The sequence below is a fragment of the Stenotrophomonas maltophilia genome (assembly GCF_004920835.1).
Lineage (GTDB): Bacteria > Pseudomonadota > Gammaproteobacteria > Xanthomonadales > Xanthomonadaceae > Stenotrophomonas > Stenotrophomonas maltophilia_AQ.
The window spans coordinates 96,316-111,915 of record NZ_QFHO01000011.1 but is presented as its reverse complement, the minus strand read 5'-3'; the positions used below and the strand labels follow the sequence as shown (position 1 = coordinate 111,915).

Genomic DNA, 15,600 nt, shown 5'->3' with positions numbered 1-15,600 from the left:
GGTTTCGCGTGGATGACGCGGCATCACTGCGGAATGCCAGGCCGCGACGGCATTGACGGCCACTCCGGACAGGCCATCAGCGACATATAGAGCGTGATCGCAACTGGGCCACGCCCGTCTCCGGCGCATCGGTCATCACGTTGCCAGCGGTACGCAGAACCTTCACACCCCTGCTGTGCGGGTGCCGGACAACGCTGTAACGGTTGCGTCATACAACGGTCCCTGCGCTGTCATCGAACCGTTATGGAATGTGCGCCGGGCGGGTAACCCCGCATCCCAATCAACCCAGGAGCCACCCCGTGATCCACGCCTTCAAGTCGCGCGTTGCCGTTGCCGTCTTCGCAGCGTCGTCCGTGTTCGCCGCCAACGCCGCTGAAATCACCGGTGCGGGCGCCTCGTTCATCTACCCGGTGATGTCGAAGTGGTCGGCCGACTACAACGCCGCCACCAGCAACAAGGTCAACTACCAGTCGATCGGCTCCGGTGGTGGTATCGCCCAGATCAAGGCCAAGACCGTTGATTTCGGCTCCTCCGACGCCCCGCTGAAGCCGGAAGAACTGGCCGCTGCGGGCCTGGCCCAGTTCCCGTCGGTGATCGGCGGCGTGGTGCCGGTGGTCAACGTTGCCGGCATCGCTCCGGGCGCGCTGAAGCTGGACGGCACCGTGCTGGCAAACATCTTCTTGGGCAAGATCAAGACCTGGAACGACCCGGCCATCGCTGCGCTGAACCCGGGCGTGACCCTGCCGAGCGCCAAGATCACCGTCGTGCACCGTTCGGATGGTTCGGGCACCACCTTCAACTTCGTCAACTACCTGTCCAAGGTCAGCCCGGAGTGGAAGACCTCGGTCGGTGAAGGCACCTCGGTCCAGTGGCCGGCCGGCATCGGTGGCAAGGGCAACGAAGGCGTTGCTGCCTACGTGAAGCAGATCAAGGGGGGCATCGGCTATGTCGAACTGTCCTACGCACTGCAGAACAAGCTGTCGTACACCGCCATGAAGAACGCTGCCGGCAAGTTCGTGCAGCCGAGCGACGCCTCGTTCGCCGCCGCCGCTGCCAGCGCCGACTGGGCCAGCGCCAAGGACTTCTACCTGGTGATGACCAACGCGCCAGGCGCCGAGTCCTGGCCGATCACCGCCACCAACTTCATCCTGGTGCACAAGAAGCCGAAGAACCCTGCCAACGGCAAGGCCACCCAGGAGTTCTTCCGCTGGGTCTACAAGAGCGGCGACGCCCAGGCCCGCCAGCTGGACTACGTGCCGCTGCCGGACAGCCTGGTGCGCCAGATCGAGACCTACTGGACGCAGAACCTGAAGTAAGCGCGTTCCCCCGCAGGAATGGGATCGGCGGGCCCTCTCTCCCCCGCCGATCCCACCCGGGCGCGAGATCCTCGAGATCTCGCGCTCTTCTTGTTTTTTGGGGTTGGTCGTGAAAGGCGCTGCGCTGTCGCTGGTCCGTAGTTGAGTCGGTGCGCAGATCCGGGGTCTCCGGGCCCCTGCCGGGTCGGAGCCAGCCCTGTGAAACCCTTGTCGGAACGTGATCGAGGACACCTCTGTCATGGCCGTAATACGGCTGTAACAAAAACATCATTTCATAGCCGCATCCGCCGACGCCGTCGGCTCTACCCCGCTATGGAGTGACCATGAAACTGCACTCGGCCGGCCTCGCCGCCCTTTCCCTGGCCATCGCCCTGGGCCTGTCGGCCTGCGGTGGCGACAAGCAGGCCGCGCAGCAGCCGGCTGCCGACGGTGCCGCCGCCCCGGCCGCTGCCGGTGCCAAGGTGACCGCCGAAGTGTCCGGTGCCGGCGCTTCCTTCATCTTCCCGCTGGTTTCCAAGTGGTCGGCTGACTACAACGCCAGCACCGGTGCCAAGATCAACTATCAGTCGATCGGCTCCGGTGGCGGCATCGCCCAGATCAAGGCCGGCACGGTCGACTTCGGTTCCTCCGACAAGCCGCTGAGCAGCGAAGAGCTGGCCCAGGCCGGCCTGGCGCAGTTCCCGTCCGCCATCGGCGGCGTGGTCCCGGTGGTCAATATCGAAGGCCTGGAAGGCGGCAAGCTGCGCCTGAGCGGCGCCCTGCTGGCCGACATCTTCCTGGGCAAGGTCAAGACCTGGAACGACCCGGCCATCGTCGCCGCCAACCCGGGCGTGAAGCTGCCGGACGGCAAGATCACTCTGGTCCACCGTTCGGACGGTTCGGGCACCACCTTCAACTTCTCCAACTACCTGTCCAAGGTCAGCCCGGAGTGGAAGACCAAGGTCGGCGAAGGCACCTCGGTGCAGTGGCCGGACGGCGTCGGTGGCAAGGGCAATGAAGGCGTCGCCTCGTACGTGAAGCAGATCAAGGGTTCGATCGGCTACGTCGAACTGGCCTACGCGCTGCAGAACGGCATGCCGTACACCGCCATGCAAAACGCCGCCGGCAACTGGGTCGAGCCGAGCGCGGAAACCTTCGCCGCTGCGGCCGCCAGCGCCGACTGGGCCAGCGCCAAGGACTTCAACCTGGTCATCACCAACGCCCCGGGCGAGCAGGCGTGGCCGATCACCGCCACCAACTTCATGCTGATGCAGAAGCAGCCGAAGGATGCCAAGCGCAACCAGGACACCCTGGCCTTCTTCAAGTGGGCCTTCGAGAACGGCCAGGCCCAGGCCAACGAGCTGCACTACGTGCCGCTGCCGGCCGACCTGGTCAAGCAGATCGAGGCCTACTGGGCGACCGACCTGAAGTGATGGACATGACGGTGCCCGCCCTGCGCGGGCACCGCCTCTGCCACGCCGTGCCGCCCCGTCCACGCGTGATGCGCGTGATGCCCGCAACGACAAACTGTTCCGATGGGTGCTGGTCGGCACCGTCATCTTCGTCCTCATCGCCCTGGCCTGCGCCGCGCTGTCGATGCTGTGGGGCGGCCGCCATGCCCTGCAGATGCAGGGCCTGAGCTTCTTCTTCTCCGCCGACTGGAATCCGGTCGAAAACAAGTTCGGTGCCCTCGCACCGATCTACGGCACCCTGGTCACCGCCGCCATCGCGATGGTCATCGCCGTGCCGGTCAGCTTCGGCATCGCCTTCTTCCTCACCGAAGTCGCGCCGCGCTGGCTGCGTGGCCCGGTCGGTACCGCCATCGAACTGCTGGCCGGTATTCCCTCGATCATCTACGGCATGTGGGGCCTGTTCGTGCTGGTGCCGGTGATGACCGAGTACGTCACTCCGTTCCTCAACGAGACCCTGGGCGAATGGCCGATCATCGGTCCCATGTTCCAGGGCCCGCCGCTGGGCATCGGCATGCTCACCGCCGGTTTCGTGCTGGCCATCATGGTCATTCCGTTCATCTCCTCGGTGATGCGCGAAGTGTTCCTGACCGTGCCGACCCGCCTGAAGGAATCGGCCTATGCGCTGGGTTCCACCAAGTGGGAAGTGAGCTGGGACATCGTGCTGCCCTACACCCGCTCGGCGGTGATCGGCGGCATCTTCCTCGGCCTCGGCCGTGCCCTGGGCGAGACCATGGCGGTGGCCTTCGTGATCGGCAACAGCGTGCGCCTGTCGCCGTCGCTGCTGGAACCGGGCACCACCATCGCCGCGCTGATCGCCAATGATTTCGGCGAAGCCACTGAAACCTACCGCTCGGCCCTGCTGCTGCTCGGCTTCGTCCTCTTCATCGTCACCTTCGTGGTGCTGGCCATCGCCCGCCTGATGCTGATGCGCCTGTCCCGCAAGGAGGGCAACTGATGTCCAGCACCGCTGATTCGCTGTACCTGCGCCGCCGCATCGGCAATGTCATCGCCATTGCCGCGTCCTGCGCCACCGCCCTGTTCGGCCTGTTCTTCCTGGGCTGGATCCTGTTCACCCTGGCCTCCAAGGGCCTGGCCGGCATCAACCTGGATCTGTTCACCAAGATGACGCCACCGCCGATGCAGGAAGGCGGTCTCGCCAACGCCTTCTTCGGCAGCGCGGTGATGTGTGCGCTGGCAATCGGCATCGGCACCCCGCTGGGCGTGCTGGCTGGCACCTGGCTGGCCGAATACGGCAACGCCCGCAAGGCCGGCACCGTGGTCCGCTTCGTCAACGACATCCTGCTGTCGGCGCCGTCGATCGTACTCGGCCTGTTCGTCTACACGCTGTACGTGATGCAGACCGGCGGCAACTTCTCGGCATTCGCCGGTGCGCTGTCGCTGGCCTTCATCGTGCTGCCGGTGGTGGTGCGCACCACCGACGAGATGCTGCGCCTGGTGCCCTCGCAGATGCGTGAAGCGGCGCTGTCGCTGGGTATCCCGCAGTGGAAGGTGATCGTGCAGGTGCTGTACCGCAGTGCCTCGGCCGGCATCATCACCGGCATCCTGCTGGCACTCGCCCGCATCTCCGGCGAGACCGCACCGCTGCTGTTCACTGCCTTCGGCAACCAGTACTGGAACAACAACATCTTCCAGCCGATGGCCTCGGTGCCGGTGGTGATGAACCAGTTCGCCGGCAGCCCGTATGAATCCTGGCAGGTGCTGGCCTGGGCCGGTGCCCTGGTGCTGACTGTCTTCGTGTTGCTGGTCAGCCTTGCCGCCCGCGGCATCCTGCTGCGCAACCGTATCTCCCATGACTGACCTTTCCGTGGATAACGCCATGAACGACCTTTCCAACGCCGTGCCGATGCAGCGCATCGCCGTGCCGTCCTCGCACGAGAGCCTGCACACGCCGTCGCCGGTGAAGCTGGCTGCGCGTGGACTGGACTTCTACTACGACAAGTTCCATGCCCTGAAGGGCATCAACCTGGAGATTCCGGAAAAGCGCGTGACCGCGCTGATCGGTCCCTCCGGCTGCGGCAAGTCGACCCTGCTGCGCATCTTCAACCGCATCTACGCGCTGTACCCGAAGCTGGAAGCGCGTGGTGAAGTGCTGCTGGACGGCGAGAACATCCTGTCGCCGAAGTACCCGATGAACCGCCTGCGCAGCAAGGTGGGCATGGTGTTCCAGAAGCCGGTGCCGTTCCCGATGACCATCTTCGAGAACGTGGCCTACGGCATCCGCCACCACGAGAAACTGAGCAAGGCCGACATGGCCGACCGCGTCGAGCAGGCGCTGCGCCAGGGCGCGCTGTGGGACGAAGTGAAGGACAAGCTGGGGCAGAGCGCACTGGGCCTGTCCGGTGGCCAGCAGCAGCGTCTGTGCATCGCCCGTGCGGTGGCCCTGCGCCCGTCGGTGCTGCTGCTGGACGAGCCGACCTCGGCGCTGGACCCGATCTCCACCAGCCGCATCGAGCAGCTGGTGGAAGAACTCAAGCACGAGTACACCATCGTCATCGTCACCCACAACATGCAGCAGGCCGCGCGCGTGTCCGACTACACGGCCTTCATGTACCTGGGCGACCTGATCGAGCACGACCGCACCGAAGTGATCTTCTCGCAGCCGTCGCAGCGGCAGACCGAGGATTACATCACCGGTCGCTTCGGCTGAAACGTCAGTCGAGCATGGCTCGACTCTACAGACAACGTCAGTCGAGCAAGGCTCGACTCTACAGAGTGGAATGAACATGAATCTTCCCAACGACCACATCGTCAAGAGCTACGACGAAGAGCAGCAGCGCCTGGTGGCCGAAATCGTGCGCATGGGCGAGATGGCCGTCGCCCAGCTGGAAGCGGCGATGGACGTGATCGAGAAGCGCGACGAGAACGCTGCCCATCGCATCATCGCCAACGACGAAGCGATCGATGCCCTGGAGCAGCAGATCAGCCACGATGTGATGCGCCTGGCGCTGCGTGGCCCGATGGCGCGCGACCTGCGCGAGATCCTCGCCGGCCTGCGCATTCCGGCCGACATCGAGCGCATCGGTGACTACGCTGCCAACGTCGCCAAGCGCTCGATCGCGCTGGGCAAGGTGCCGCCGCTGCCGCAGATCCAGGGCCTGCGTGCGCTGGGCCGCCTGGCCGCGCAGCAGGTCCGCCGTGCCATTGCCGCCTACCGCGACAATGACGCCGACGCCGCGCTGGAACTGCGCGAGGACGACGCCCGCCTGGACGCGCAGTACACCGCGCTGTTCCGCGAGCTGCTGACCTACATGATGGAAGACCCGCGCAACATCACCCCGTGCACCCATCTGTTGTTCATGGCCAAGAACCTGGAGCGCGTGGGCGACCATGCCACCAACATCGCCGAGAACGTGTGGTTCCTGGTGCATGGCGAGCAGCCGCTGCCGCCGCGTGAAAAGCGCGACGAGACGTCCAGCACCGGCCAGATCTGATACTGCACTGCAACACCGGAGTTGACTCCAAGGTGGCCGCTGTCCTGCTGACAGCGGCCTTTTTGTTTTGGGCGTTCCGGCGGTTCATCCCAGCATGGCGTGGCCTACCGGGCCGCTGGTCTCCCCTTCTGTAACAAACCTCACGAAAATTTGAGTTCTTGGCGAGGATTCGTTGAGTAGGATCGCTGCACCATCGCTTCCACCGGCATCCCTGCCGGCTACCCGGGCATCCGCCCACACCACCCAGGAGCACCACCGATGAGCAGTTCCAACAAGACCCTGTCCCTGCTGACTGCTACCGCCCTGGCCGCTGGCCTGGGCATGACCGCCAGCGCCTCGGCGCTGAGCATGAGTGACCTGGCCCAGGGCTATCTGGTCGCTGGCCAGGCCGCCAAGGCCACCACCGATGCCAAGGCAGCGGACACCAAGATGGCCGCTGATGCGACCAAGCACGCCGAAGGCAAATGTGGTGCCGACGGCAAGAGCGCTGAAGGCAAGTGCGGCGCCGACAAGGGCAAGGCCGCTACCGGCGCTGCCGCGGGTGCCAAGACCAAGGCCGGCGACAAGAAGTCGGCCGAAGGCAAGTGCGGCGAAGGCAAGTGCGGTGCCAAGCACTGACGTCCGCGCCAGCGTCGTCCACCCGCGGTCGCCGCTTCGTGCGGCGGCCGCCGGGTTGGGCCTGCGCCGGGCGCTGCTGCAGGATCTGCGCGATGCGCCGGCCGGTGACTTCGACTTCCTCGAATGTGCGCCGGAGAACTGGATCCATGTCGGCGGCCCGGCCGGTGATGCACTGGCCGAATTGGCACAGCGCCATCCTCTGAGCTGCCATGGCCTGTCATTGTCACTGGGCGGCAGCGCGCCACTGGATACGCAGCTGCTGGAGCAGGTCGGCCAGTTCCTCGACACGCACCGCGTGCCGCTGTACAGCGAACACCTGAGCTATTGCAGCGACGACGGCCACCTCTACGACCTGCTGCCGATTCCCTTCACCGACGAAGCCGTGCGCCATACCGCGGCACGCATCGCGTGCGTGCAGGACATTCTCGGCCGCCGCATCGCGGTGGAGAACGTCTCCTACTACCTGGCACCGGAACCGGCGATGGACGAACTTGCCTTCACCAACGCGGTACTTGCCGAAGCCGACTGCGACCTGCTGCTGGACGTCAACAACGTCTACGTCAACGCCTGCAACCACGGCTATGACGCCGACACCTTCATCGCCGGACTGCCCGCGCAGCGCATCGTCTGCCTGCACGTGGCGGGGCACCTGGACGAAGCCCCGGACCTGAAGATCGATACCCATGGCAGTGCTGTGATCGACCCGGTCTGGGATTTGCTGGCGCGTACCTATGCACGCATCGGCGCGCGCCCGACCCTGCTCGAACGCGATTTCAACTTCCCGCCCTATGCAGAACTGCAGGCTGAGCTGCAGACCATCCGCCGCCTGCAGGCCACGCACGCCGAGAAAGCGCATGGCTGATGCTCCCGACAGTCTGCGCGCACAACAGCACGCGTTCACCGCGCACCTGCGTGATCCGCAGGCGGTGGCCGCACCGGCCGGGCTGGAACCCCGGCGGGTGGCGGTATACCAGCGGCTGCTATCCAACAACCTGCTCGGCCTGTTGAGCAACGGCTTCCCGGTCTGCGTGCGCCTGCTCGGAGAACCGGCCTGGAGTGCGCTGGTCCGCCAGTACTTCGCCACCCATCGCTGCCAGACGCCGCTGTTCACCGAACTGGCCGCCGAATTCGTGCAGTGGCTGCAGGCGCAGCCACAACTGCCGCACCCGGCGTTGGCCGAACTTGCTCATTACGAGTGGGTGGAGACCGCGCTGTACCAGCTGCAGGCCGAGCCGCTGCCGGCACCCGGCAACTTCGATCCGCTGAAGGTACCGCTGCAGCGCTCACCACTGGCCTGGCCACTGCTGTACCAGTGGCCGGTGCATCGACTCGGTGCAGAGGATGCGCCAACGCAGCCGCCGGCCGAACCGACCGGCCTGCTGGTGCGCCGCGAAGCTGACGGTGAAGTTCGGTTCGCCGCACTCAGTCCACTGGCGGTGTACCTGCTGTCCAGCATCGGCGAACAACCTGGCCTCGATGGACATGCCTATCTGCAGCAACTGGCAAGCGCGCATGGTCTGGCCGAAGACGTACTGGCCGGACCCGGAGCCGCATTGCTGCAGCAGTTCCTGCAGGCCGGCGTGATCGGCCCGCTCACAGCTCCTCCCTGACGCCCCTCCCACGGAGACCCTGATGAACCTTCCGACCCTGGCCGCCGCGCGCGGCCAGCTGGACCGTCTCGCCCCCTGGCTGGCCCCGCTCGGCCTGCGCCTGCTGCTGGCTTGGGAATACTTCGAATCCGGCCGCGAGAAACTGCACGGCCAGAACTGGTTCGCCGACCTGCAGGACGCCTTCCCGTTCCCGTTCGACCAGCTGCCGGCCGCGCTGAACTGGCAGCTGGCGACCTGGTTCGAACTGATCGGCGCGGCCTGCCTGCTGTTCGGGTTCGGCACCCGTTTCGCTGCCGCCAGCCTGCTGGTGCTGACCGTGGTGGCCACCTATGCGGTGCACTGGCCGATGGAATGGAGCTCGCTGGCCGACCTCGCCATGGGCTATGCGATCAGCGACCAGGGCTTCGGCAACTTCAAGCTGCCGGTGCTGTTCATGGCCATGCTGCTGCCGCTGATCTTCACCGGTGCCGGCAGGCTGAGCGTGGATGCGTGGTTGGCGCGGTGGTCTCCCTCGGCCACGACGGCGCGGCCCGCAGTCCGGTAATCGCCAACCCTGGTCGGCGCACCGTGCGCCAACCAAGGTTGGCACCTACCGGGATCCCGAGCGTGTGGTGCACCGGTAGGTGTCGACCTGGGTCGACACACCCCCACCCAGGCATCCCGTGCACCACGGGCCAGCCGGGCGCTCAGGGTCGCTCTGCTAGAATTCACGCATGACTGACCCCACCCCCGCACCTGCCGCCGCTCCCGATTCCGCAGTCCCCCAGGCGCAGCGCGCGATGTCACAACGCTTCCGCGGCTTCCTGCCGGTGGTGGTGGACGTGGAAACCGGCGGCTTCGACAGCCAGCGCAACGCGCTGCTGGAAATCGCCGCCGTGCCGATCGAGATGGACGAGAACGGCCTGCTCTACCCGGGCCAGACCGCCAGTGCCCACGTGGTGCCGGCCGAGGGCCTGGAGATCGATCCGAAGTCGCTGGAAGTGACCGGCATCATCCTCGACCACCCGTTCCGGCTGGCGAAGGAAGAGAAGGCGGCACTGGACCACATCTTCACCCCGGTACGCGCGGCCATGAAGAAATACGGTTGCCAGCGCGCGATCCTGGTCGGCCACAACGCGCATTTCGACCTCGGCTTCGTCAATGCCGCCGTGGCGCGCACCGGCCACAAGCGCAATCCGTTCCATCCGTTCAGCGTGTTCGATACGGTGACGCTGGCCGGTATTGCCTACGGGCAGACGGTGCTGGCACGTGCGGCCAATGCCGCCGGATTGGGCTGGGATGCGAACGAGGCGCACAGCGCGGTGTACGACACCGAGCAGACGGCGCGGCTGTTCTGCACGATCGCCAACGCCTGGCCGCGGTGAAGCAGCCAACGGCGGAGCCCCTCGTGGCGAATCGGCATTGCGGGTGAGGCCGGGCAGGATGGATTCGCGGGGGACGCCGTAAACCCATCCTTGGGGGCTTAGCCGCGCCATCCATGGCGCGGATACCCCCGCGAACCCACCCTGCCCGGCCTTTGACAGTTTCCCGGGCGCCACGGGAAGATCAGAAAAGCGGGAGCAACAGCGGGTCGCTGCGCTCGATGGGTGCCGACTGTTGGTACGGCAATGCCAGTAGATCCACGCCATGCGTGGATGCTTTGCATTGGATCAACCGATGCTCGTGCGATCCCGGCCGTCACTCTTCGCACGGTACAACGCGCGGTCGGCGCGCTGGTACAGCAGCGCCGGGGTGCGGTCGTCGGCATCCAGCTCCACCAGGCCTGCGCTGAAGGTCACGCGCAGGCCGTCCACGCCAGCCCAGTCGGAATGGTCGTGGAACAGGCCGCGCAGGCGTGCGCACAGCTGTGCGGCTTCTTCCAGGCGGGTGTCGTTGAGCAGCAGCGCGAATTCTTCGCCGCCGGTTCGCGCCGGCAGGTCCGAGTCACGGCAGGCGGCGGCGATCACCGTTGCCACCTGCACTAGCACAGCATCGCCGATGCTGTGGCTGTGGCGGTCGTTGACGTCCTTGAAGTGGTCGATGTCGAGCACCACCAGGCACAGCGGATGGCCACTGCGCTGCGAGCGGGCGAAATCGCGCGCCAGGGTTTCATCAAAGGCACGACGGTTGGCCAGGCCGGTCAGCGCGTCTTCGCGCGCCTGGCGCTCGAAGGCCTCGGCCTGCCGCGCCAACCGTTCGGCCAATTCGGTCTTTTCTTGGTTCAGCGCCTGCAGGTGCACGGTCTTGGCCTGCAGGTCGAAAGTGGCCTCGTCCACACGCCGCGCCAGGCGCAGGTTGCTGGCCTTCAGCTGCTGCAGCAGCAACCGGTACAACGCCACCAGCGCGGCCAGCAGCAGCAGGCCTCCCAGCGCCTGCACGCTGCGTCGCTGCCACCAGAACGGCTCCACGGTGAAGCTCCACACTGCTTCCTGCTGCGCCCAGCTGCCGCCTGGATGCGCCGCCGCAACGTGCAGGGTGTAATCACCCGGCGGCAGGCCAACGAATTCGACACTGCGCTGCGGGCCGCGCTCGACCCAGCCGGCATCCAGTCCGTCCAGCCGGGTGCGGTAGCGGATGCGATCGGACATGAGGTAGCTCAGGCCGACATAGCTCACCGCCAGCCGGCGCCCGCCGGGGATGTAGTTGCGCTCGGGGCCTTCCCAGTGCACCGGCGCGCCATCCACCTGCACGCTTTCGATCGCTGCCGGTGGCGAGGGGCGTTCGCGGAAACGCTGCAGGCGCTGCGGATCCACCGTACTCAGGCCACCAGCGGTGACCACCCAGAACGTGCCGTCCTGGCGCAGGATCGCCGATGGGCTGGAGCTGCCGTTGGCCTGCGCGTTGGCCATGCCATCGATCTCGTTGTAGCGCTCCACCACCACCCGCGGCGCGCGCCCGTCGGCAACCGCATTGAGCGTGGCCATGTCGGTGCGCAGCACGCCGCGGTTGCTGCTGATCCAGACGTTGCCCAGGCGGTCCGGCACCAGCTGGAACACCGCGTCCACCGGCATGCCCTGCTCCAGCCCGACCCGCGCCAGCGTTCCGTGCTGCCAGCGGTACAGGCCGCGGTCGCTGCTGATCCACATCGCATCGCCCAGCTGGTGGAAACCGAACACGCTGCGGCCACCGCCCAACGGTGCAAGGTCGATCGACTGCACGCGATCGCCGCGCAGCACGCGGATGCCTTCGATGGTGCCGATCCACAGATTGCCCTGGTGGTCATGCTCGAGCGCGGTGATCAGGCCGCTGGGCATGCCCGGCACGCTCGATACCTGCACGCGGTCGCCGTCGATGCGTACCCCCCCCTTCTGCGTGCCGGCCCAGACCACGCCCTGCGGGTCGACGCTGATCGCACGGATGTTGCCGCCAGGCATGCCGTCGGCCGCTGCGTAGGTGTGGCGCAGGCGACCATCGCGGCCCAGCCGGTAGACGCCATCGCCGAAGGTGCCGACCCACAGATCACCGTCCGGGCCCTGCGCCAGGCTCAATACCGACGGTGCCTTGCCACCGCGGTTGTGCAGCGGCACCGCGCGAAAGCGACCGTCCGCCGCCTGCAGGTCCAGGCCGCTGGCACTGCCCACCCACAGCTGGCGGTCGCGATCCTCGAACACAGTGCGCACGTAGTCGCCACTGAGCCCGTCGCGCTCGGTGTAGCTGCTGAACAGCGTTTCGCGCAGGCGGTACAAGCCGCCGTTGGCACCCACCCAGATGCTGCCCTCGGCATCCTCGCGCAGGCTGACCACGCGTCCGCCCGGCAGGTTCAGGCCAGCCGGCAACCGCTCCAGGCCATGTGAGGAGATGCGCAGCAGCCCCTGGTTCTCGGTGCCCAGCCACAGGTCGCCATGGCGGTCCTGCAGCATCGAGGTCAGATGCAACTGGCCCGGCAGGCGATGCACCAGCACCAGTTGATCGTCCTCCACGCGGTACAGGCGCTCGCCGGCGACGATCCACAACGCGCCGTCCGGCGCCCGGTATGGCCATGACAGGCCACTGCCCGCGCCCAGTCCCCAGGCCGCCGGCGCACGCTTGAGCACACCATCGTTGTCGCGCAGCACCAGCCCGTCGAGTGTGCCGATCCAGACCCGGTCCTGTGCGTCGACCACCAGCTTGGTGAAGCTCATCGCCAACGGCAGGTCAGCCGCCGGCGCCTGATAGACAATGCCCTTGTCCGCGGCCAGGTAGCCGATGCCCTTGCCCTCGTACAGCAGCCACAGCCGCCCCTGGCTGTCCATCTGCATGGACTGGATCAGCACCTGCGGGGTACCGGCCTGATGCTCCCAGACCCGCCACTGGCCGTCGCTGCCGCGATGGCTGACGTTGCCGCGTGAATCACTGATCCACAATCCGCCCTGGCGGTCGACCAGCAGCGCGCCGATGCCGTTGTCGCGCAGTCCCGGTCGGGTACTGCGGTCGAACACGGTGAAATCCAGGCCGTTGTAACGCACCAGGCCTTCCCAGGTGGCAAACCACAGGTGGCCTTCAGGGGTCTGCGCGATGTCCCGGAGCGAGTTGTGAGGCAAGCCGTTGCGCGAGGTCCATACATCGATGGCGTAGTCGCGCAGCGGCGGTGCGCCCTCCTGCGCCACCGCCGGCAGGGACAGCATCAGCAGCAGACACAGCAGGCCCTGCCGCAATGCCCGACCGAATCCCGTGCCACAGCGCTCCACCCAGCGCTCGTTGTCCCCCTGTCCGCCCATCAGCGCAGCGGCGGTGGCCAGGTGCGGCTGCCAGGCCTGGCAGCGTGCGGGAACGGCCGGGCAACGCGGTACGGCATGCCGGCGGGTACGGGCTGGCTCATTGAAGAGGAACTGGGGAAGTACGCAGATGATAGGCGAAACCCCGCCCCCGGCGTCACCGCTCGGGGACGGCGATAGTCAGCCGCCGCGCCCCGGTGGCGTCACCTGCGCGCTGGCCGGCCACTGCACCACCGCTTCCAGCCCACCTTCGGCACGGTTGCGCAGCCACAGGCGAGCACCATCCTTTTCGGCCAAGGCGCGGGCGATGGTCAGGCCCAGCCCGGCACCGCCGGTCTCGCGCGAACGCGAGGTCTCCACCCGCACGAAGGGGTCGAATACCGCCTCCAGCTGATCTTCGGCCAGGCCGGGGCCATCATCGGCCACCACCACGGTGATGGCGCCACCACTGCGCTCGACCCGTACCCGCACCCGGTAGGCATACATCACCGCGTTGTCCACCAGGTTGGAGAACAAGCGGTGCATGGCCAGCGGACGCAGCATCAGCACCGCCCCGCTGCCGCCTTCGAAGACCACATCGCCACCGCCCTCGGCCGTGTCTTCGACGATGCTTTCCAGCAGCGAATCCAGGTCCAGCGCGGCGCGCTGCTCGGCACTCTCAGCGCTGCGGGCCAGCTCCAGGCCTTCGCGCACCAGTGCCTGCATCGCTGCCAGATCGCCAATCAGGCGTTCGCGCAGGGTCTCGTCGCTGACGTTCTCCAGGCGCAGGCGCAGCCGGGTCAGAGGCGTCTGCAGGTCATGGGTGATCGCCGCCAGCATCTGCGTGCGTTCGGCCAGGTGCCGCTGCAGGCGGTGCTGCATTGCATTGAAGGCCTCGGCAGCGCGCTGCACTTCACGCGGACCGCGCAGGGGCAGCGGATCGCGCTGCAGGTCGTCGCCAAGATCTTCGGCCGCCGCCGCCAGTTCCTGCAGCGGTGCGCTGGCCATGCGCGCGACGATGTACGCCAGTACGGCAATCGCCAGCACCAGCAGGGTCAGGAACCACGGGTCGACGGCGAGAATGCCGTTGTGCGCCACCGCCGGCGAATCCAGCGCCAGCTTCAGCAGCGTGCCGTCGTTGAGGGTCACGTCCACCGCGCGGCACTTGGGCGGGATGAACGCCGGATCACGCTCGCGCGGACGCTTGCGGTGCCCGGGCGGTGGTGGCGGCAACAGGTCCTGCAGCTTGGGAATGCAGGAGCGGAACGAGGCGAAGTGCACGTGTGCACGCGACACCGGGCCCGGCCGGTCATCCAGCACTTCCATCAACGCGGTATCGGCCCGCCCCAGGCGTGCACCCGGTTGCAGCGCACGCACGCTCGGCCCGCCAATCTCGAGCAGGCGCTCGCGCAGTTCGGGGTTGCCATCGAGCAGGTTGACGTAGCCCTGCAGGCGGTCGGCGATGCGGTTCAGGTTCTGCCGCTCGAATTCCTGCTGGCGCTTGGACGTGGCCAGCATGGTCGCGCCGATCGCGGCCACGCTCATGCCCAGCAGCAGGATCACGAACAAGCGCCCGACCATCGAGGACATGAAGTGGCGCAGGCGCTTCATCGCGGCTTATTCCAGGTTGACGGCCGAGGCCAGCACGTAGCCTTCGTTGCGCACGGTCTTGATCAGCCCGTCCGGGCCGCCGTCGTCACCGAGCTTGTTGCGCAGGCGGCTGACCTGCAGGTCGATCGCACGGTCCTGCGCCTCGTAGTTGCGGCCACTGCTGAGCGCGACCAGCTGCTCGCGCGACAGCACCTTGTTGGCATGCGCGATGAACACCCGCAGCAGGCGGAATTCGGCGCCGGACAGCACCACCACGCGGTCATCCGGGTCCACCAGGTGGCGGTGTTCCAGGTCGAACACCCAGCGCGAGAAGCGCGCGCGGCGCACCGCCAGCGGCTCAAGGTTGGCCGGCAGCGCCTCGGTCCGGCGCAGCACGTTGCGGATCCGCGCCAGCAGCTCGCGTGGTTCGAACGGCTTGGCCAGGTAGTCGTCGGCGCCCATTTCCAGGCCCAGCACGCGATCGATCGGCTCGGCGCGTGCGGTCAGCATGATCACCGGCGTGTTCGAACGCGCGCGCAGGTCGCGGCACAGGGTCAGGCCATCTTCGCGTGGCAGGTTGAGGTCGAGCACGATCAGGTCCACATGCTCACGGTCCAGCAGCTGGCGCATGGCAGTGCCATCGGCCGCGGTGCTCACCTGGTAGCCGGCACGGCCGAGCTGCTCGGCCAGCAGGGTGCGGATGTCGTTGTCGTCGTCGACGATCAGCAGTCGATGCATCGGGTTTTCAGTCTCCATGTCGCGATCATCCCGTGTCGGCAGCTGAACCGCATCCGGGGCAATGCGTACCAGTGTATCCAGCCATGGGCGGGATACCTGTGGTTACGCGTATTCACCGACAGTGTTACATAGAGACATACCCTGAGGATTGAGCCGTCCATCGCCCGGTCTTC

Annotated in this window: 14 protein-coding genes; 11 read left to right on the top strand and 3 right to left on the bottom strand. The window is 66.8% G+C overall.

The window, feature by feature from the left end; genetic code table 11:
* Nucleotides 1–299: 299 nt before the first annotated feature.
* The 11 genes from pstS (DI041_RS10305) (at nucleotide 300) to rnt (ending at nucleotide 9,811) form a co-directional block, all read left to right on the top strand.
* On the top strand, nucleotides 300–1,316 hold the full coding sequence (gene pstS / locus DI041_RS10305; protein ID WP_136638637.1) for a phosphate ABC transporter substrate-binding protein PstS: 1,017 nt from the start codon (nucleotides 300–302) through the stop codon (nucleotides 1,314–1,316).
* Between the two features lie 323 nt (nucleotides 1,317–1,639).
* The gene (gene pstS / locus DI041_RS10300) at nucleotides 1,640–2,728 is read left to right on the top strand and encodes a phosphate ABC transporter substrate-binding protein PstS (RefSeq protein WP_065722382.1); all 1,089 of its coding nucleotides are present in this window, start codon (nucleotides 1,640–1,642) and stop codon (nucleotides 2,726–2,728) included.
* A 37-nt stretch (nucleotides 2,729–2,765) separates the two neighbouring features.
* Entirely contained in the window at nucleotides 2,766–3,722 is a 957-nt protein-coding gene (gene pstC, locus DI041_RS10295) for a phosphate ABC transporter permease subunit PstC (protein ID WP_136640135.1), read from the top strand.
* Nucleotides 3,722–4,585, top strand: coding sequence for a phosphate ABC transporter permease PstA (pstA, locus tag DI041_RS10290; RefSeq protein ID WP_004151398.1), 864 nt, complete (start codon nucleotides 3,722–3,724; stop codon nucleotides 4,583–4,585). The genes pstC and pstA overlap by 1 nt, the downstream gene beginning before the upstream one ends.
* A 19-nt stretch (nucleotides 4,586–4,604) precedes the next feature.
* Nucleotides 4,605–5,435: a phosphate ABC transporter ATP-binding protein PstB gene (gene pstB, locus DI041_RS10285; protein ID WP_005408788.1), complete on the top strand. Its 831-nt coding sequence runs from the start codon at nucleotides 4,605–4,607 to the stop codon at nucleotides 5,433–5,435.
* Between the two features lie 70 nt (nucleotides 5,436–5,505).
* Nucleotides 5,506–6,219: a phosphate signaling complex protein PhoU gene (phoU, locus tag DI041_RS10280; RefSeq protein ID WP_136638638.1), complete on the top strand. Its 714-nt coding sequence runs from the start codon at nucleotides 5,506–5,508 to the stop codon at nucleotides 6,217–6,219.
* 258 nt (nucleotides 6,220–6,477) lie between these two features.
* Entirely contained in the window at nucleotides 6,478–6,837 is a 360-nt protein-coding gene (locus DI041_RS10275) for an HvfA family oxazolone/thioamide-modified RiPP metallophore (protein ID WP_136638639.1), read from the top strand.
* Nucleotides 6,824–7,699, top strand: coding sequence for an HvfB family MNIO-type RiPP peptide maturase (locus DI041_RS10270; RefSeq protein WP_136638640.1), 876 nt, complete (start codon nucleotides 6,824–6,826; stop codon nucleotides 7,697–7,699). The genes DI041_RS10275 and DI041_RS10270 overlap by 14 nt, the downstream gene beginning before the upstream one ends.
* Entirely contained in the window at nucleotides 7,692–8,447 is a 756-nt protein-coding gene (locus DI041_RS10265) for an HvfC family RiPP maturation protein (RefSeq protein ID WP_136638641.1), read from the top strand. Before DI041_RS10270 ends, DI041_RS10265 begins: the two co-directional genes overlap by 8 nt.
* A 22-nt stretch (nucleotides 8,448–8,469) precedes the next feature.
* On the top strand, nucleotides 8,470–8,991 hold the full coding sequence (locus DI041_RS10260; RefSeq protein WP_136638642.1) for an HvfX family Cu-binding RiPP maturation protein: 522 nt from the start codon (nucleotides 8,470–8,472) through the stop codon (nucleotides 8,989–8,991).
* A gap of 169 nt (nucleotides 8,992–9,160) precedes the next feature.
* On the top strand, nucleotides 9,161–9,811 hold the full coding sequence (rnt, locus tag DI041_RS10255) for a ribonuclease T (protein ID WP_004151343.1): 651 nt from the start codon (nucleotides 9,161–9,163) through the stop codon (nucleotides 9,809–9,811).
* Between the two features lie 285 nt (nucleotides 9,812–10,096).
* On the opposite strand, the gene DI041_RS10250 is transcribed toward rnt, so the two are convergent.
* The 3 genes from DI041_RS10250 to DI041_RS10240 all read right to left on the bottom strand — a co-directional run bounded on the left by DI041_RS10250 (nucleotide 10,097) and on the right by DI041_RS10240 (nucleotide 15,445).
* Nucleotides 10,097–13,123, bottom strand: a complete 3,027-nt coding sequence (locus tag DI041_RS10250; protein WP_136638643.1) for a ligand-binding sensor domain-containing diguanylate cyclase — start codon at nucleotides 13,121–13,123, stop codon at nucleotides 10,097–10,099.
* A 177-nt stretch (nucleotides 13,124–13,300) separates the two neighbouring features.
* Complete coding sequence (locus tag DI041_RS10245) at nucleotides 13,301–14,710, bottom strand: ATP-binding protein (protein ID WP_046983109.1); 1,410 nt, start codon at nucleotides 14,708–14,710, stop codon at nucleotides 13,301–13,303.
* 6 nt (nucleotides 14,711–14,716) lie between these two features.
* Nucleotides 14,717–15,445, bottom strand: a complete 729-nt coding sequence (locus DI041_RS10240) for a response regulator (RefSeq protein WP_004151313.1) — start codon at nucleotides 15,443–15,445, stop codon at nucleotides 14,717–14,719.
* Between the last annotated feature and the right edge of the window lie 155 nt (nucleotides 15,446–15,600).